We start from the raw sequence: 19,456 nt of genomic DNA on the forward strand, positions 1-19,456 counted from the left end.
AAATTTGGGGTGCGCTATTGAACGGTGGACAGCTGGTGCTGGTGAGTCAGGATGTCATTTTGGACGCGCCGAAGCTCAAGGAAGCTGTTCGCAGCCATGGCATTACGACGATGTGGCTGACCGCGCCGCTCTTTAACCAGCTGTCCCAGCAGGACCTGGAGCTGTTCGGGGGAATCCGTGAGCTGCTGGTTGGCGGTGATGTGCTGTCCGTCCCGCATATTAACCGGGTGCTGGAGGCCCATCCGACTCTTCGGATCATCAATGGCTACGGCCCGACGGAAAACACAACCTTTTCCACAACACATGCGATTACTGGCGTGCAAGCCGAATCGGTGCCGATTGGCAGCCCGATCCATAACTCAACGGCGTATGTCGTGGATCGTTCGATGCAGCTCCAGCCTGTCGGAGCATGGGGAGAGCTGATCGTCGGCGGTGACGGGGTGGCACGTGGATACCGCAACCGCCCGGACCTGACGGCAGAAAAGTTCATCGACAGTCCGTTCCGCAGCGGAGAACGGTGCTATCGCACAGGCGACCTGGTGCGCTGGAATGCGGACGGGACGCTGGAATACAAGGGACGGATCGACGCCCAGGTGAAAATCCGTGGGTATCGGATCGAGCTGGGCGAGGTGGAAGCACAGCTGTTGAAGCTGGAGGCGGTGCGAGAAGCGGTCGTAATTGCACGAGAGGATGAGCAGGGGCAAAAGCAGCTCTGCGCTTATGTGGTGACCCATGAGGATGTAACGGCAAGCGAGTTGCGCAGCGCTTTGAGCCAGGAGTTGCCGGGCTACATGGTGCCGTCGTATTTTGTACAGCTGGAGCAATTGCCACTGACGCCCAACGGCAAGGTGGATCGGCGGGCGTTGCCACAGCCGGAGGGAAGTATAAGCTCAGGCACAGAATATGTACCTCCTCAAAATCAATTACAAGTACAACTGGCGAGTATCTGGAAAGATGTGCTGGAGCTTGAGCGCATCGGGATTAAGGATAACTTTTTTGAAGCTGGAGGGCACTCCCTGCGGGCGACACATGTCATATCGCTGATTCATAAGGAATTGCATAAAAATGTGCAGCTAAAGGACCTGTTCCAGCACCCGACGATTGAACAGCTTGCGCAGGTGATTGAAGCGCTGGAGCAAACCGCCTTTGAATCCATACCTGTTACGGAGAATAAGCCATTTTATGCGGTATCCTCGGCACAAAAACGAATGTATATCCTCAATCAGCTTGATGGAGCGGGAATTAGCTATAACATCCCTGGTGCTCTGACACTGACAGGTTCACTTGATCATAAGGCACTGGACAATGCGTTCCGCCAGCTTATTGACCGCCATGAAACATTGCGTACCAGCTTTGAGACCATGAACGGTGAACCTGTCCAGCGAGTACATGACGAGGTTCCTTTTCGCATGGAGTTGATTCATGCCCACGGCGCTGACCCTAAGGAGACGGATGAACTGGTACGCGGCTTTGTCCAGCCGTTCGATCTTGGACAGGCTCCGCTATTCCGAGCCGGTTTGATTGAAACAGAACCAGAGCATTATATTTTACTGCTGGATATGCATCACATCATTTCGGACGGTACGTCTATAAATGTGCTGATTCAGGACTTCATCCGTTTATATACAGGTGACACGCTGCCACCGTTGCGCATTCAGTATAAGGACTATGCCGCCTGGCAACAGGAGCAGCAGCAAAGTGAACGCTACCGGGAGCAGGAAAGCTACTGGCTGAATACCTTCGCGGGAGAGCTGCCCGTGCTGGATATACCGACCGATTATCCACGTCCGGCGGTGAGAAGCTTTGAAGGAGATGTGCTGGAATTTACGCTCGATCAACAGCAGAGCGAAGGTTTAAAAAGCATTGCGGTACAGACGGAATCGACATTATATATGGTGCTATTGGCTGCGTATACGTCTTTGCTTAGCCACTACAGCGGGCAGGAGGATATTATTGTCGGTTCGCCGATTGCGGGGCGGCCCCATGCGGATCTTGGTAGCCTGATCGGGATGTTTGTGAATACACTGGCAATCCGCAATGTTCCGGAAGGTAGTAAGACCTTCCGCGATTATGTATTGGAGGTCAAGGAAAACGCGCTGAAGGCATTTGAACATCAGGATTATCCGTTTGAAGAGCTGGTGGACAAGCTGGGCGTGGATCGAGATTTAAGCCGTAATCCGTTATTTGATACCATGTTTGCTCTGCAAAATTTGGAGCAAAAGGAGCAGCAACTGGAAGGCTTGCAATTGACACCCTATCCGAGTGAACAAAATACCGCAAAATTTGATTTGAGTCTGTTCGCGATGGAGGATGGGAAGCAAATTGCCTGCGGTCTTCAATACGGAACCCGGCTGTACAAACGGGAAACCATCGAACGACTGGCTGTACATTTGCAACAGCTTATCCATGCGGTGATAGAACAGCCGGATATCGCTCTTTCGGCTATTGAAATGGTTTCGTCCCAAGAAAAAGAGCAGATTCTAATGCAATTCAACGATACAGTAGCAGACTATCCGTATCCACGTGATCAAGTCCTGCATGGGCTGTTCGAGGAACAGGCAGCACAATCACCGGATCGGCTGGCCGTCACCTTCGCGGACACACAACTCACCTACCGCGAACTGAAGGAGCGCTCCGACCGTCTGGCACGTATACTCGCTTCCCATGGGATACGGCGCGGTTCCGAGCCAGAGATACAGCGAGTAGGGATTATGGCGGAGCGCTCCATTGAAATGATCGTCGGCATGCTGGCCATTTTAAAAGCCGGGGGAGCTTACGTTCCCATTGATCCCGAATATCCTGAGGAGCGTATCCGTTATTTACTGGAGGATTCCAGTGCTAGGCTGTTACTGTCACAGCGACGTGAGCAGGTTCCTTTTGAACCAGGCATTCCGATCATAGATTTGAGTGATGAACAACGATGGAGTAGTGAATCTGAATGTTACGCTCATGTGGATGAATCTGCTGCTATTCCAATGGAGGGATTATCCTCGGATCTTGCATATGTGATCTATACCTCTGGTACGACAGGCATGCCGAAGGGCGTGATGATCGATCACAGCAATGTCGTGCGTTTGGTGAAAAACAAAAGCTATGCCTCGCTTGACGAGCATACGCGTATGCTGCAAATGGGTGCAGTTGTGTTCGATGCCTCCACGTTTGAAATCTGGGGTACGCTGCTGAATGGGGGTCAACTGTATGTGGTAAGCCATGACACTATCTTGGACGCCGCCAAGCTCAAACAGGCGATTGATAAGTATCGTATTAGTACCATGTTCATGACCACAGCTTTATTCAATCAGCATTCACAGGAAGCTATTGGAGTGTTTGCCTCCCTTAAAGAATTGCTTGTGGGTGGTGATGTGTTGTCCATACCACACGTCAATCGTGTGCTGAAGGAGCACCCGCAGCTTCGTTTGGCCAATATTTATGGGCCGACGGAGAACACTACCTTTTCCACCATATATGACATTACAGAACCGCAAACCCAAGCTATTCCCATTGGGCGTCCGATTGATCATTCAACCACATATGTGGTCAATCGTTCATTGAAGCTGCAGCCAATCGGAGCCTGGGGGGAGTTGATCGTCGGTGGTGACGGTGTGGGACGTGGATATCTGAATCGCCCGGAGCTCACGGCAGAAAAGTTTATAGAAAGTCCGTTCCGGCCCGGGGAGCACTGCTATCGTACAGGCGATTTAGTACGTTGGCGCGCAGATGGCGTGTTGGAGTACAAGGGAAGAATGGATGAGCAGGTCAAAATTCGGGGCTACCGCATTGAGCTGGGTGAAATAGAAACCCGTTTGTCCACGATTGCAGGGGTGAAGGAATCAATTGTTACCGTACGGCAGGACGATAACGGGCAAAAACAGCTGTGTGCGTATTTTGTAACAGACAGCGAATTGAGCGCCAGCGACTTACGTAACATTTTGTCGCAGGATCTGCCTGGCTATATGGTGCCTTCCTACTTTGTGCAGCTTTCCAAACTGCCTTTGACGCTGAATGGTAAAGTAGACCGCAGGGCCCTGCCTGCACCGGAGCAAAACGTCGATACAGGCATGGATTATGTGGCACCCGAGACGGATGTTCAGCAAGCACTGGCTACCGCCTGGGGGGCAATTCTTGGGATTAAGCGAGTGGGCATACAGGATAACTTTTTCCATCTGGGTGGCGACTCCATCAAGGCCATTCAAGTATCGTCCCGATTGTTTCAGGCTGGATACAAGCTGGAAATGAAGGACTTGTTCAAATACCCGACGATTGCGGGACTAAGCAAATTTATTCAGCCTGTTAACCGAATAGCAGAGCAGGGAGAGGTTACAGGTTCTGTTTTGCTTACACCGATTCAGCGCTGGTTTTTTGAACAGTCAACGGCAGAGCCGCACTATTTTAACCAATCTGTCATGCTTTATCGACAAGAAGGCTACGATGAACAGGCACTTCGGCAGGCACTCAACCAGATTACATCGCACCATGATGCATTGCGTATGGTTTTTCGTTCGTCGGAGAACGGGTATACGGCATGGAATCGTGGTATAGAGGAAGGCGAACCATACCATCTGGAAATCTTTGATTATAGGGACAGCAAAGTAAACGAGGGCGATTTGGCGAAGATGGTTGAAGCCAATTGCAATGAAATTCAATCCAGCATTTCCCTAAGCGAAGGGCCGCTCATGAGGCTGGGGCTGTTCCGTTGCCCGGATGGAGATCATCTGCTGGTCGCGATTCACCATTTGGTGGTGGACGGGGTATCCTGGCGCATTTTATTCGAGGATTTGGCAACTGCTTATGATCAGGCCTCCAAGGGGGAACCGGTGATTCAGTTGCCTCATAAAACGGATTCGTTCCAAACGTGGGCCCAGCAGCTGTACGCTTATGCCAATAGCCCAGCCATGGAACGTGAGCGCTCGTACTGGGAGGAGCTTGCACAAGCCGAGCTGGCTCCCTTGCCGCAGGATTACGGGCATCATGAGCACAAAAATCCGTTGATTGGTGACAGTGAGTCGGTTACCGCTGTATGGACTAGTGCGGAGACAGAGCAACTGCTCAAGCAGGCCAATCGTGCCTACCACACGGAGGTTAACGATCTGTTGCTGACAGCGGTAGGGATGGCATTGCAAGCTTGGAGCGGAAATGAGCGTTTCCTGATAAATCTGGAAGGGCATGGACGCGAAGCTATTTTACCTGAGGTAGACATTACCCGAACAATTGGGTGGTTTACAAGCCAATATCCTGTTTTGCTTAATATGCCGCAAGAAATTACTCTTTCGCAACGGATTAAGCATGTGAAGGAAGGACTGCGCGGCATCCCGAAAAAAGGGATTGGCTACGGTGTACTGAAATATGTAGCTGATCACCAGGAGCAGGTAACATCTCCAGCCTTATTTGAGGCAGATCCAGAAATAAGCTTTAACTATTTGGGACAATTCGATCAGGATATGAAAGGAAATGATCTGGAGTCATCCCCTTACAGTGGGGGCATGCCACTAAGCCCGACCATGGCTCGGACGTATACGCTGGATTTTGGCGGCATCATTTCGGGTGGTCAGCTGGGTCTGACGATTAGCTATAGCCGTACCAGCTATCGACCAGAGACGATAGAGCGGTTGGCGAAATTGCTGGAATCGAGCCTGCGTGAAATTTTGACGCATTGCATTCATAAAGAACAGCCGGAGCTGACCCCAAGTGATATTTCCTATAAAGGAATGAGTGTGGAGGGCTTGGACAGCCTGTTATCTGAAATGGGTGCTGCGGGTGAGGTTGACAATGTATATGCACTGACCCCGATGCAAAAAGGGATGCTGTTTCACAGCCAGCTGGATAGTCAAGCAGCCGCGAATGACGCGTATTTTGAGCAGGTTTCTTATGATATGCGAGGTCGGATGGACATTCAGGCTTTTGCAGAAAGTCTGAATATTCTGGTTCGGAGACATGAGGCGCTGCGTACACATTTTTATTTTGGCCGGGATACGGAGCCGTTGCAGGTAGTGTATCGAAGTCGGGATTGCGGCTTTCAATATGAGGATTTACACAAGCTGGATGTGGATACAAGGGATACCTGGGTGAAAAACTTCGAGTTGGAGGATAGAGCACGGGGCTTTGATCTGCGTCGGGATGTCCTGCTGCGTGTAGCGATTTTACGTACCGGAGAAGACAGCTATCATTTTGTATGGAGCTTCCATCATATCGTCATGGACGGCTGGTGTCTGTCCCTTATAAATAAAGAAGTGTTTGAAAGCTATGCAGCACTTCAGGAGGGCAGAGTGCCAGAGCTGGCACCGGCAGTGCCGTACAGCAGCTTTATTGAATGGCTGGAAGCACAGGATGGCAAGGCGGCAGCCGACTACTGGAGCAGCTATTTATCCGGGTATGAGCAGCAAACAGCACTACCAGCTATAAAATCCGGTCGCAAGAGTGAAGGCTACACGGCCAGCGATTGGGCGACGGATTTGGAGCGTGAGCTGACCCTCCGGGTGGAGGAAACGGCTAAGCGATACCAGGTAACCATGAATACGTTATTACAAACCGTATGGGGGATTGTGCTGCAAAAATATAACAACCACAATGATGTTGTATTTGGCAGTGTTGTCTCAGGTCGTCCATCGGATATTATCGGGGTTGAGGATATTATCGGTTTGTTCATTAATACCATTCCCGTTCGCATCCGCTGCGAGGCAGGGGAATCTTTTGCAGAAGTGATGAAGAAAATGCAGGAGCAGGCGCTGGCTTCGCATGCGTATGATACGTATCCATTGTTTGAAATTCAGGCATTGACCGACCAGAAGCAGGATCTGATTAACCATATTATGGTGTTTGAAAATTACCCGGTGGAGGAGCAGGTCGAGGAGCTGGGAAGTGACGGGCGGGATGCATTCCCGATTTCCAACGTGGTGGCTGCAGAGCAGACCAACTACGATCTGAACCTCGTCGTTATGCCGGGAGAATGCATAAAGATTCGTTTTATGTATAACGCGTTAAGCTTTGATCAGACAGACATTGAGCGTCTGCATGGACATTTTGTGAATCTGCTGGAGCAAATTTTGCTGAACCCGAGTGTTTGCGTAGAAGAGCTGGAACTGGTTACAGCGGCGGAAAAACAACAGATTACAGGAGAGTTTAATGACACTGCCTCTGCATATCCACGGAATCAGACGATCCAAAAATTGTTTGAGGAGCAGGCTGAGCGCACGCCGGATCATATTGCCGTAGCTTTGGGTCATCAATCATTGACCTATCGGGAGCTCAATGAAACAGCCAACCGATTAGCGCATACGCTGCGGGATGCAGGGGTGAAGCCCGACGAACCTGTTGGCATTTTGACGGAGCGCTCGCTGGATATGATCACTGGAACACTCGCTATTTTGAAGGCTGGAGGCGCGTATGTGCCGGTAGACCCTCAATATCCGGAGGACCGTATCCGTTATATGCTGGAGGACTCGGGAGCCAAGCTGCTGCTGGCACAGCAGGATTTACTGGATCGTTGCTATTTTGACGGACAGATTGTCAATCTGAATGATGATACGTCCTACAGTACGGATCATTCCAATCTGGGGATGGATGAAGCGGGCCATCATGCCGCTTATGTCATTTATACCTCAGGCTCCACAGGCAAGCCTAAAGGCGTCGTTGTTGAGCATCAAAGTGTCGTGCGCTTGGTCCGCAATACGGATTATGTACCATTTGATGAATCGATCCGCATGCTGCAGACTTGCGCGTTTGTATTCGATGTGTCTACGTTTGAAATTTGGGGCGCGCTGCTGAACGGCGGTCAGCTTGTACTCGTGCATAAGGATGATCTTCTGGACGCGTCCAAGCTCAAGGAGACGATACGGGATCATCGCATCACGATGATGTGGCTGACTACACCGTTATTTAATCAGCTTTCGCAGCAGGACAGTAAGCTTTTCGGCGATGTGAAGTATTTGCTGGTTGGTGGTGATGTTTTGTCTGCGCCCCATATTAACCGGGTCCTGCGTGATAATCCGGACATGAACATCATTAACGGCTATGGGCCAACGGAAAATACAACCTTTTCGACGACGTATCACATTACGGAAGAACAGCTGGATTCTGTGCCGATCGGACGTCCCATCCGCAATTCGACGGCGTATGTTGTGGATAAGTCATTTAACCTGCAGCCGGTCGGAGCCTGGGGTGAGCTGGTTGTCGGCGGAGACGGAGTTGCACGCGGTTATCTGAACCGTCCTGAGCTGACGGCTGAGAGATTTCTTGCTAACCCGTGGGTGGACGGAGATCGCCTGTACTGTACCGGAGACCTTGTTCGCTGGCGTGAAGACGGCATGCTGGAATACGCCGGACGGATTGATCAACAGGTTAAAATTCGCGGTTACCGGATTGAGCTTGGCGAGGTGGAGGCGCGGCTGGCAAATGTACCGTCCGTGCGGGATAGCGTTGTCATCGCTTTACGGGATGGAACAGGCCAGCAGCAATTATGTGCTTACTTCACTGCCGATGAACAGCTGACCATCCGTGAGATTCGAGCTGTGATGTCGGCCAGTCTGCCGAACTATATGATTCCATCCGCATTCGTACAGCTGGATCGGTTACCGCTGACGACAAACGGCAAAATCGACCGCAAAGCTTTACCTGTGCCGGACAAAGCGCTGCACACGGGCATAGAATATGTCGCACCGCGAACCGATGTGGAGCAGTTGCTGGCAGCCATTTGGCAGGAAGTGCTCGAAATCCCGCAAGTGGGTATCCACGATGACTTTTTCACGTTGGGGGGACATTCCTTGAAAGTGCTGGAGCTTGTACGCAAAGTCCACCTTGCCACAGACATCGAGCTTCCAATCCGCAGTGTTCTGGAGTTCCCGACCATAGAAGAGCAGGCGCTCGCATTATTGAAATCGGATTTGCAATCCAAGGCAGATAGTCCAATCATTCGGTTGAATGAACACGGTCCTTTCTCCATCTTCTGCTTTCCGCCTATGCTTGGATACGGGCTGTCGTTCGCGGAGCTTGCGAAACAACTGGATCAGGACGCAGTCGTGTATGGATTGGAGTTCGTAGATGATGCTGCGGATGAGCAGGAAATGTTGGCACGATATGTTGATTTGATCGTCAGCACACAAGCGCAAGGTCCGTATGTGCTGCTTGGTTATTCCATAGGCGGTAATCTGGCGCATAAGGTTGCCGACACACTGGAGCGTCAAGGTCATGCTGTATCCGACATTTTGATGCTCGATTCGGTCAAAAGGACGGAAGCCCTGTCCTTCACAGTCGAAGAAACAGAGCATGAAATTCATGCCATGCTGGAACAGGTTCCCGAATCCTACCGTGAGCTGTTGAATGAAACGTACCAGCGTAAAATGATCGCTTACGCGGTGTATGGTAACCATCTCCTGAATACAGAGACGGTTCGGGCGAATATTCACGGCTTTGTTGCTGTCGGATCGGAAACAGTTAGGGGAACTGGAGACAATCGACTTTTATGGAAAGACGCTACACAAGGAAGCTATGAAGAGCATAGCTTGATTGGCAATCATTATGAACTGCTGGAACCCGGATTTATCGAGGAAAATGTAAAAAGTATCCGTTCCGCAATACAAAACATAACCCGGAACATGGACAAAGACATGGCACATCATAATTCTTGAAAATCTACGGTCGATGGTTTGACTGGAGTTCACTAATTTTTAATCTGTAACCCATGAATCCTGATCGAACATGTAAGAAGCCTGCTGCTTACGTGATTCGCTCAGGATTCGCTCTATCATGTGCACTCCCGCGATGGGAAGTGCGATGATTCCATAGCGCCATGCTGATGGCATATATATGGAGTATAAATATCTGCTCGCTATGCAATCACCGCACGGTTCAAATCATTAAATCAACTTCATACGTAAGGATGGTACTTTAATATGAAGAATAAAGGCATTTGCTACCTATCCACATTTTTAGCAGCGCTGTTTCTCTGGAACCTGCTCATTGCTTCGGCATGGGCAAAAGACAGCCTAACACCTGATTCATTGGAAAAAACAGTGGACGATATCATGAGTACAGAATTGGAAAAATTGCATATTCCGGGGGCTGCGGTCGTCGTGACCCAAGGAAACCAAATCCTTTTTAGTAAGGGCTATGGATATGCAGATCTGGAGCGGAAAGTGGCATTCAATCCAGCGAAGACCATTGTTCGTGTCGGCTCTCTAACCAAATCATTTAGTGCAAGTGCCACGATGCAGTTGGTTGAGCAAAACAAGCTTGATTTGCATGAAGACGTGAACCGCTACCTCCACAGCTATAAAACAACGCAATACCAAAATCAGCCTTTCAATTTGCATCAGCTTTTGACACATACCTCGGGATTGGATGAAGCGCTGTACGACATTAACAGCTCGACTCGGGCAGGCGTTTTACCCACAGAGCAGTATCTCAGCACGTATTTTCAAAATCAGCCTCCCATCCGCAAACCTGGAATTCAGTATGATTACAGCAATGTCGCCTACGGTCTGATCGGTAATATCGTGGAGCAAGTAAGCGGTCAGGGACTGAATGATTACTTCCGTACACATCTGTTCCAGCCGATGAATATGCCCAGCGCGACACTGGAATTGCCGTTAAATCATCCTGCACTGGCCCAATCGTATCAGTGGAAGGATGGAGCGTATTTGAAACAGCCTTTGTCGTATATCAATCTGCCGGGAGCAGGAGCGTTGAACGTCACACCCAACGAGTTTTCACATTATCTGATCACTCATTTAAACCAAGGCAAGTATGAGGGCAAAGTGGTGCTCCAGCCACATACAGTAAAAATGATGCATGCGCAGCAATTTGCAGTCGATGCACGCCTGGATGGCGTGGGCTACGGATTTTTCCGTGGTCATTTGGAGACAGGAGTACCTACGCTGTGGGCTACCGGGGAAATTGATGATTTTATTTCTGAAATGGTATTGATTCCGTCCCAAAAGATCGGTATTTTTGTGATCATTAATTCAGCTGACACGGACACCCTGCTTCATGGAAAAGTCATCAATGCGATAGCCCAAATGCTGCCCTCAGAGCCGCAGGCCGTTTCGCAGTCACTAGCTCACTCTTCCACCCAAGTGAAGCTTTCGCCAGAGATCGAGGGTGTATATCAGGTTGATTCTAACCCTGTTCATGGTTGGGGAAAATGGATTCGGATACTGGGAAGCATTACATACACTGTGCGAATTCAAGATGATCGAACGTTAATTGTTAACGGAAAATACCCAAATGGGAATGAAGCAACAGACAAAGTTTTCCAAGCAGCAGGTGATGGATTGTTTGTGGAAAAGGGGGGCCAGCTTAAAATTTTGCTGTACCAGGAAAACGGTACCTGGAAGATGATTGCTCCAGATAGTAAGACCATGAAGCAGACGGCATTTTTACACCGTACCTGGACTCTGCTTATTAGCTACGCTGCCGCCTCCTTATTTTTCATCACGACCTTGCTGATTTGGATCGTAAGATATGTGATGAGAACTATCCGTAAAACGAATAATCACATTTCGTCCAACCTTGCATTCATTGCGGTACTAAATTCGATTTTTCTCGGGGTGCAGGTCATCTATGGTAACAATCAGATTGTGTATGGCTATTCCGCCTGGTATATCTGGGGAATTTGCACGTTACCGCTCATTTCAGCTCTCATTGCCGTATGGGTATTGATCGTGAATGGTGCAAAGCTGGTTACAGGGGAAAGGAGACTCCGGGCTGCTGGAAAAATCCTATTTGCGGTACTCACATTGTTGCATACTGTATATCTTTTTTACTGGAATTTCCTCCCTTTTGATTATTCATAAACATTCAAAGTATTTTGCATGAATCCAAGATTCATTTTCCAAATAGAGATGGAAACTAATTTACAAAACTTTGCATGTCCGAACATAAATGAATGCTAAAATTTATACTTGGTTCCCCATTAACTGGGGACGCAAACTAATAAACAGGAGGAATAGGAATTGGGAATCATTCGACTTTTTGCATCCCGCAGCTTTAAATACGCAACTGCAATGGTGTTCACTTTGTCGTTGTACGCTGGTGCTGTGAGCAGCCTAAACCCTGCATCGGCGGAAGGTCCGGCTGATTCGGCCCCTTTTATCGCCGCCAAGGTGGTCAATGAGAATGCTGGCAAAAAAGTATTGTTCGATAATACACACGGACAGACAGCTGGCGCTGCAGACTGGGTCATTGACGGAGGTTTTTCAGACTTTGGACAGGCCCTCTCGAATCGTGGCTATGATGTACATGAGCTTCGCAAATCTACGCCGATTACTTACAATGATCTGAAGGATTATGATGTATTTGTGACAGCAGAGCCGAATATTCCTTTCAAACAAAGCGAACAGGCTGCGATGGAGCAGTATGTCAAAGCAGGCAACAGCATTTTCTTCATTGGAGATCACTATAATGCGGACCGCAACAAGAACCGTTGGGACGGATCGGAGAGTATTAACGGCTACCGTCGTGGAGCATGGGAAGATCCAGCCAAGGGAATGAGTGCGGAAGAAAGAAGCTCGGCAGCGATGCAGGGCGTAGTCAGCTCGGATTGGCTGGGTAGCCAGTTTGGCGTGCGTTTTCGCTACAATGCATTAGGCGATATTACCGCTAATCAAGTTGTAGAGCCTGCGCAGGCGTTCGGCATTACAGCTGGGGTGAGCAATGTCGCCATGCATGCAGGATCAACACTGGCGATTATCGACCCGGCGAAAGCCAAGGGGATCGTATATCTCCCTAAAACCAATCAGGCTTGGGGCAACGCGGTAGATCAGGGCGTCTATAACGGAGGCGGCATACCGGAAGGACCCTATGCAGCCGTATCCAAAGTAGGACTCGGTAAAGCTGCCTTTCTGGGGGACTCATCTCCTGTTGAAGATGCGACGCCAAAATATCTGCGCGAAGAGACAGGAACCAAGAAGACGACGTATGACGGCTTTAAGGAGCAAGATGATGCCGTGTTGCTGGTTAATATCGTCGATTGGTTATCCAAGAAGGAGAACTACACCAGTCTGACGGATGTGAAAAGCTTGCAGCTTGATCAGCCGACAGCACTGCTGCCTTTTGAGGAGCCGCAGGCTTCGACGGAGCCACAAGCCGAGCCTTGGTCCGCTCCCGCAGCAGGCTACAAGTGGTGGGATCAGCAGACCTACAAGCCCGGAGCCTATGGCAGCTCTACGGCCAGTACGCAGCCTGTTTACAGCATCGTTCGTCAGGATCAGCTGCCGAATGCAGAGCCTTTTCAAATTCGAATTACTGCGGACCAACTGGCTCCGAATACCACGGTTAGTGGATTCAGCACAGGTATTTATGTAGCGGGCGGCAATCAGGTAGCCCAGATTCAAAACCAGGATGGCACCTGGCCGACCTCGTACGGCTATAGCGGAGCATTCAGCCTAGAGTCCGACAGCAAGGGACATGCCTACAAAGACCTCACCGTACGGATCAAACCTGGAACCAGCGGTTCAGCCAGTCTTAGACTGAGACAAAACGGCAGCAACCTGTTGACCCAATCGGTCGTGCTGGCAGATGTTCCGGCCCAGCCGTTGCCAGATGAAGGGAATACTGTTCCGGCTCGTATCCGTGTTGCAGAAGCACGTAGCCTCCCGGCTGGCAAAGTGGTTACACTGGCAGGTACGGTGACGACCGAGCCGGGTGCATATGGCGGGCAAGCCTTTTATATGCAGGATGAAAGCGGCGGTATTTATGTATATCAAAACCAAAGCGGTTTTCACCAAGGTGATCAGGTGAAAATTACGGCATCCTTGGCGCTGTATAACAGCGAGCTGGAGCTGACCGATCCGGTTGCTATTGAAAAAACAGGTGAAGGACAGCTTCCAGAAGCTGTACAGATCACCGAGCTAAGCGATGCTAACCAAGGGCAGTTGGTTGAGCTTCCACATGCCATTATTCGTAATGTAGTAGACGCGACTCCCGTCGGTTCGTTTGAATTTGATGCGGTGTCCGGTGAGATAAGCCACCATGTGCGTGTGGATGCACGTACAGGTGTAACACGGACCTCTTTTCCATATCAAGAAGGACAGCAAGTGAAGATTAAGGGGATTTCAGCGATTTTCAAAGGGAATTACCAGTTAAAGCCTCGTGGTCTCGATGATTTTACTGCTCAGGCAGGGGCGACATTGCAAGAGGTGAAGCTTTCACTGGATCAAACAGCTCTCAATGTTGGAGATACAGCAGTAGCACATCTCAGTGGTACGCTCACGGATGGCAGCCAAGCCGATTTAAGTTATGCGTCCGTTCAGTATGCCAGCAGTCAGGAGTCTGTTACCCTCGATACGTATGGACAAATTAAGGCAGAAAAAGAGGGGAGCGCCGAAATTACGGCCAGCGTAACCCTTGAAGGTAAAACCATCGTATCCAATCCAGTATCCGTTACAGTCCGGAAAGCCGTTGCAGGCGAAGTGCCGGGCAAACCTGTACTGTCCCATGATAACGGGCAGAATACCGGATTGAAGGACGGCGATTATAATATCACTATGAATCTATGGTGGGGTACGAACGGTGACGAACTCAAGCTGTATGAAAACGGCGAGTTGATCGGGACTCAACCGTTGAAATCCGCCTCCCCCGGGGCACAGAACGCAGTCATCCCGGTAAAGGGCAAGGCAAATGGCACTTATACGTACACCGCTGAGCTGATCAACGCTTCCGGTAAAACGGTGAGCGACCCGTTAACCGTCGAAGTGACCGATGCTTCGCCCGGCATTCCGGTACTGTCTCACAACAACTGGGATGGTGACGGCAATTACACCGTTGCTATGAACATGTGGTGGGGCACGAATGCGACCCAATACCATTTATATGAAAATGGTGAGCTGATCGACACGCAAGAGCTGCCTAACCAAACGCCGCAGGCCCAAAGTGCAGTCACAGAAATCCAAGGCCACAAATCGGGCACTTATGAGTATCGGGCCGAGCTCGTCAATGAATCAGGAGAAACTTCTAGCAAAACGATAATCGTCCAAGTGAAGGACCGTTAAATTGTAAGAGCATCTATTGACTTCTCAAGTGTCGATAGATGCTCTTTCGTATTATTAGGTCAGCCAGAAACTTTGGGTTGACCCATTTAAGATTGGGTTGGTTGAGTCGAGAGATTCTCTATATTGGTAGAGCCAAAGAAGAATAAAACAATCAGAATTGTAATAATAACAAACTCTGCAAAATGCTCTCCATCAAACTCACTTGGCGCAAGCTCACTCACCACAAATAACCCCTTTCGTAATCGGCATATTACTTTTGCATTTTCTTTTGAAAGGCTTGCATCACTTGATCCAGCGTCATATTCCCGTTATCATTTAAAAATTTCACCATATTATCGACATTGGAAGGGTCTGCTGCTAATGTTTTGTATTTTCCCGTTAATCCCACAAGCAGCGTTGCTTGTCTGTATAAAGTAACGGAATCGACATGTAGCTTTCCTGTTAATAACAGGGCTGCTACGATGACCTCCACATTTTTTCCATGCAGTGCGGAGAAGATAGCCGAGTTACTGTTTAACCCATTTTTCTTTTGTCCGTTGGGGTTAGGGGATGATTTGGATTTTTGATTGCGATTTTGGTTTCCATTCTTTCCTAAGGAAGTCATTGAATCTTCCTCCCGCCATATGTTGTCCTTGCCATTGCGGGACAAGGACAACGGAACTGCACGTACTCATTCAAAATGCCGTTATATTCATATGATATGCGAACCAGAAAGCGTTGGTTACTGTAAGAATAACCCTGTCTGGGTGAACCCGACTCCTATCACCCTGTAATTTCTTTTCGCATGTTGGCTCAATATAGAGTAAACTACAATAAAGAAAGCTAAATGCGTTGGTAATCGAATGATGCAAAATGCTGAAATAGGAGTTGTAGATAAAATATGTCGAATGAAGAAGTTTTGTTGACTAAAGAGGGATTGACCAAGCTGGAGGATGAGCTTAAGGAACTGAAGACCGTAAAACGCAAGGAACTCGCCGAACGGCTTAAGCTGGCGATCAGCTACGGCGATTTGAAAGAAAATAGTGAGTATCACTCAGCCAAGGATGACCAAGCGTTTATGGAAACCCGGATTCTCATATTGGAGAAGATGCTGACCAAAGCTCGGGTCGTAGATGAGAGTAGTTTGGATCTTAGAACCGTTAGTATCGGATCGACAGTCATTCTGAATGACATCGAATTTTCAGAGAAGATGGAGTACAAAATTGTAAGTCCTGCTGAGGCGGACGTGCTGGATAATAAAATCTCCTACGAAAGCCCTCTAGGCAAGGAGCTTTTGGGTAAAGAAGTGGGCAGTATCGTTCATGTGAATGCACCCATGGCTGTAATCAAATACGAACTGCTCGAAATTAAGCTGACGTAATCCGTTCCCGATTCCCTTGTATGAGGGGGCCGGGATTTTTACTTTTTAATGAGCACATTTTTAAGCCAATAGCCGTCCCGCCGGAGCGCAGGGTGCGCTCCACATGTGAGACAGGGGTTACATAGTATCTGCTATAACACTGCAAGCTAGTCCGTCATTAGAAAACCAGCGTTCTCCAATGCGGCACAGGCTTCATTAATTTTAGCTTCATCAGGGGCATGCAAGGTATGAAGGTGAATACCTCCGGTCAGCTGGGACAGATAAGTCGCTTGGGTGGAGCTGATTTTGCGGATAAAATCGTCCACTTCCTTGCGGGTTCCTACTCGAATCGGAGCAGTCAGATCACCGTATACGGGATGCTCCACAATAACATCCTGTACACTTACGCCATAGTCGACGATCAGCTTTAGTTCTTCTTCTGTCTGTTCAGGTCGGTGCTTGCACACGATAATACGTGAGGCCGGGGGAGCGGCCTGACCCGCAGGCTCCATATAAATATATCCTTGGCTCGTTGCAAGAATAGGCTCTTGGCCAGCTTTTAACAGGGAAATATCCTGTACGATTACTTGTCTGGAGACGGAAGCCCTGCGTGCCAGCTCGCTCCCGGTCAGCGGGGACTCACTCTTAAGCCACTGCAGTAGCTGTTCGCGGCGTTCCGTGCCCATCCGTTTTAAAGGTTCAGTCAACGGGATAAGCTCCTTTCTTGTCTGCTTGTCAGGTCTGTTAAAATATCCACCAACACATCCAGATCCCCGGCGGTTGTTGTTCTTCCGAAGGAAATACGGATAAATTGCAATGCCTCCCGACCGGATGCTCCAAGCGCCTGTAAAGCAGGTGAAGGCTCGTGATGTCCGGCAGAACAGGCGCTTCCGGTGGATATACAGACACCGCTACGGTTACATTCCAGCATAACATATTGTCCCTCATAACCGTGAAAAAAACATCCCAGTATATGACTGAGTCTCTCAATCTTATTGTTTTCCTGTGCGGCCAAACGCAATGGAATTGATCTTTCCTGAATTTTGGTGAAAAAATACTGTCTCAGTGTGGCATATCGTTCCTGATGCAGCTCCATTTGTTTGGTCATCATTTCCGCTGCCGCAACAAACGCTGCAATGCCGGGAACGTTGACCGTTCCGGGGCGAAAGCCGTTTTCATGCAGTGTATCAGGATACACAGGGCGCCACGGTGTTCCCGGCCTGAGATATACCGCCCCCACACCCTTGGGACCATACACTTTATGGCTTGATATAGAGATGGCGTCCACCCCCAAGGCGGCTACATCAATGGGAATGTTCCCAAAGGTCTGGACTGCGTCGCTGTGCAGCACAATCCCTCGTTTCCGTAGCAGGGGAGACAAGGTGGCAAGATCCTGAATAAGCCCGGTTTCCGAGTTGGCATGCTGTATGGATACAAGCCCGGTGTCTTCTCTGAGATAAGGTAAGAGAATATCACGGGTGATTCGACCTTCCTTGTCCGGCTGTACAATGGTCAGCTCAAAGCCCTGCCGCTCCAGCAAAGCAGCCAAGTTGTACATCGAATGGTGCTCCAGGGCGCTCATGATCCAGTGCTTTTTATGCTGTGGCAGTCCGTTCAGGATGGACTGTACAGCCAGCATGTTAGACTCCGTTCCCCCTGTTGTAAAATAAACTCCTTCCTTTTGACCTCCAATCATGTCTGCGATCCGTTGTCTGCTAAAATCCAGTGCATAAGCCGCTTGACCGCCTGCATCATGAAGGCTGCTGGCATTTCCGAACATTTCCTTATTTAATGTGTTATACATATTCAAAGCTTCGTCACACATCGGTGTAGAAGCGGCGTAGTCCAGATAAATCATGGCGAATCTCCCCCTGCGAAAAATAATTCCATCCAAAAAGCCTTGAGATTATTGTAGGCATGTGTAAATATAAGTGTCAAGACACTTGTAAACATATATGTACACACAGCGCTTGTCTATTACTGGGAAGGCGGGCAGACAAGCCACAGAGATAATGGAGGGATTCAAATGTCTATGCTTGACGTTTTACAAGGAAATCGTGGACTCATGCCAGAGTACTACAAGACACTGACGGTTGCTGATATGGAGCAGCGTGTCGCCCAGCTAAAGCAAAAATGGGGGCAAAAGCTGCTAATTCCGGGCCATCACTATCAGAAGGATGAGGTTATTCAGTTTGCAGATATGACAGGGGATTCCCTTCAGCTTGCCCAAATGGCGGCACAAAATAAGGAAGCAGAATTTATTGTGTTTTGTGGAGTACATTTTATGGCAGAAACAGCGGATATGCTGACTACGGATCGGCAAACGGTCGTGCTGCCGGATATGCGCGCAGGCTGCTCGATGGCAGATATGGCGAATATGGAGCAGACAGAGCGGGCCTGGAAGCATTTGCAGGAGATGGTAGGCGACACAATCATCCCACTGACCTATGTGAATTCCACGGCAGAAATTAAAGCTTTTGTCGGGAGACATGGCGGGGCTACGGTAACCTCTTCGAATGCCAAGCAAGTGCTGGACTGGGCGCTGAAGCAGAAGGAACGCATTTTGTTTTTGCCGGATCAGCACCTGGGCCGCAACACAGCTTATGATCTTGGAGTTCCGCTGAATGAAATGGCGGTGTGGAATCCAATGACCGATCAACTGGAGACGGACCGTGACCCGGCAGCCGTAAAAATTGTTTTATGGAAAGGGCATTGCTCTGTTCATGAAAAATTTACAGTCGAGAATATCCGTCATATCCGTGAGCGTGACGAAAACATCCGGGTCATTGTTCATCCCGAATGCTCTTATGAGGTTGTTCAGCTTGCAGATTGCGCGGGCTCCACGAAATTCATCATCGACACAATCCATGCGGCAGAGCCGGGGACAAAATGGGCCGTTGGTACGGAAATGAATCTCGTGCAGCGTATCCGGCAGCAGTACCCTGAACAGCAAATTGAATCGCTCAATCCCGATATGTGTCCCTGCCTGACGATGAACCGGATTGATCTTCCCCATCTGCTGTGGGCGATGGAGCAGATTGACCGTGGAGAGCCTGTGGGTGTGATTCGTGTTAACGATCAGGTTAGGCAGGATGCTGTGCTGGCCCTGAACCGCATGCTTGCTATCCCTTAAGGT

At 49.4% G+C, this 19,456-nt stretch carries 10 protein-coding genes; 5 read left to right on the top strand and 5 right to left on the bottom strand.

Annotated features, from left to right (window positions below; all coding sequences use genetic code 11):
• The coding region (locus tag C1I60_RS18110; protein WP_252361769.1) for a non-ribosomal peptide synthetase at positions 1-9,620 on the top strand (9,620 nt) is incomplete at its 5' end.
• A 39-nt stretch (positions 9,621-9,659) separates the two neighbouring features.
• Here the strand turns inward: C1I60_RS18110 and C1I60_RS26215 are convergent.
• Positions 9,660-9,794 (bottom strand): hypothetical protein, encoded by a 135-nt coding sequence (locus tag C1I60_RS26215; protein ID WP_289306532.1) that lies wholly within the window; start codon positions 9,792-9,794, stop codon positions 9,660-9,662.
• Positions 9,795-9,884: 90 nt separating this feature from the next.
• Here C1I60_RS26215 and C1I60_RS18115 point away from each other — a divergent pair, with 90 nt between their 5' ends.
• Positions 9,885-11,786 carry a serine hydrolase domain-containing protein gene (locus tag C1I60_RS18115; protein WP_137063000.1) on the top strand — a complete coding sequence of 634 codons (1,902 nt, stop codon included), beginning with the start codon at positions 9,885-9,887 and terminating at the stop codon, positions 11,784-11,786.
• Positions 11,787-11,945: 159 nt separating this feature from the next.
• Positions 11,946-14,981, top strand: a complete 3,036-nt coding sequence (locus C1I60_RS18120; protein WP_137063001.1) for a chitinase N-terminal domain-containing protein — start codon at positions 11,946-11,948, stop codon at positions 14,979-14,981.
• A gap of 86 nt (positions 14,982-15,067) precedes the next feature.
• Here C1I60_RS18120 and C1I60_RS26220 read toward each other — a convergent pair whose 3' ends face one another.
• Both C1I60_RS26220 and C1I60_RS18125 read right to left on the bottom strand, forming a co-directional pair.
• A complete protein-coding gene (locus C1I60_RS26220) occupies positions 15,068-15,202 on the bottom strand; it encodes a hypothetical protein (protein ID WP_263364531.1) in 135 nt (44 codons plus the stop codon).
• 29 nt (positions 15,203-15,231) lie between these two features.
• Positions 15,232-15,585 carry a hypothetical protein gene (locus tag C1I60_RS18125; RefSeq protein WP_137063002.1) on the bottom strand — a complete coding sequence of 118 codons (354 nt, stop codon included), beginning with the start codon at positions 15,583-15,585 and terminating at the stop codon, positions 15,232-15,234.
• Between the two features lie 276 nt (positions 15,586-15,861).
• On the opposite strand from C1I60_RS18125, the gene greA reads away from it, so the two are divergent.
• The gene (gene greA, locus C1I60_RS18130) at positions 15,862-16,341 is read left to right on the top strand and encodes a transcription elongation factor GreA (protein ID WP_137063003.1); all 480 of its coding nucleotides are present in this window, start codon (positions 15,862-15,864) and stop codon (positions 16,339-16,341) included.
• Between the two features lie 146 nt (positions 16,342-16,487).
• Here greA and C1I60_RS18135 read toward each other — a convergent pair whose 3' ends face one another.
• Positions 16,488-17,027 (bottom strand): transcription repressor NadR, encoded by a 540-nt coding sequence (locus C1I60_RS18135; RefSeq protein WP_137063004.1) that lies wholly within the window; start codon positions 17,025-17,027, stop codon positions 16,488-16,490.
• A complete protein-coding gene (locus tag C1I60_RS18140) occupies positions 17,024-18,178 on the bottom strand; it encodes an IscS subfamily cysteine desulfurase (RefSeq protein WP_137063005.1) in 1,155 nt (384 codons plus the stop codon). The genes C1I60_RS18135 and C1I60_RS18140 overlap by 4 nt, the downstream gene beginning before the upstream one ends.
• A gap of 168 nt (positions 18,179-18,346) precedes the next feature.
• On the opposite strand from C1I60_RS18140, the gene nadA reads away from it, so the two are divergent.
• Positions 18,347-19,453 carry a quinolinate synthase NadA gene (gene nadA, locus C1I60_RS18145; RefSeq protein WP_137063006.1) on the top strand — a complete coding sequence of 369 codons (1,107 nt, stop codon included), beginning with the start codon at positions 18,347-18,349 and terminating at the stop codon, positions 19,451-19,453.
• Positions 19,454-19,456: the final 3 nt, after the last annotated feature.

Origin of the sequence: Paenibacillus terrae (assembly GCF_005217525.1) — a bacterium.
Classification (GTDB): Bacteria; Bacillota; Bacilli; order Paenibacillales; family Paenibacillaceae; genus Paenibacillus; species Paenibacillus terrae_C.

What these genes read in the sequence shown, in the direction of transcription:
- greA (WP_137063003.1), top strand. Translation starts at nt 15,862, where the DNA reads ATGTCGAATGAAGAAGTTTTGTTGACTAAAGAGGGATTGACCAAGCTG.
- C1I60_RS18125 (WP_137063002.1), bottom strand. Translation starts at nt 15,585, where the DNA reads ATGACTTCCTTAGGAAAGAATGGAAACCAAAATCGCAATCAAAAATCC.
- nadA (WP_137063006.1), top strand. Translation starts at nt 18,347, where the DNA reads ATGTCTATGCTTGACGTTTTACAAGGAAATCGTGGACTCATGCCAGAG.
- C1I60_RS18140 (WP_137063005.1), bottom strand. Translation starts at nt 18,178, where the DNA reads ATGATTTATCTGGACTACGCCGCTTCTACACCGATGTGTGACGAAGCT.
- C1I60_RS26215 (WP_289306532.1), bottom strand. Translation starts at nt 9,794, where the DNA reads ATGCCATCAGCATGGCGCTATGGAATCATCGCACTTCCCATCGCGGGA.
- C1I60_RS18115 (WP_137063000.1), top strand. Translation starts at nt 9,885, where the DNA reads ATGAAGAATAAAGGCATTTGCTACCTATCCACATTTTTAGCAGCGCTG.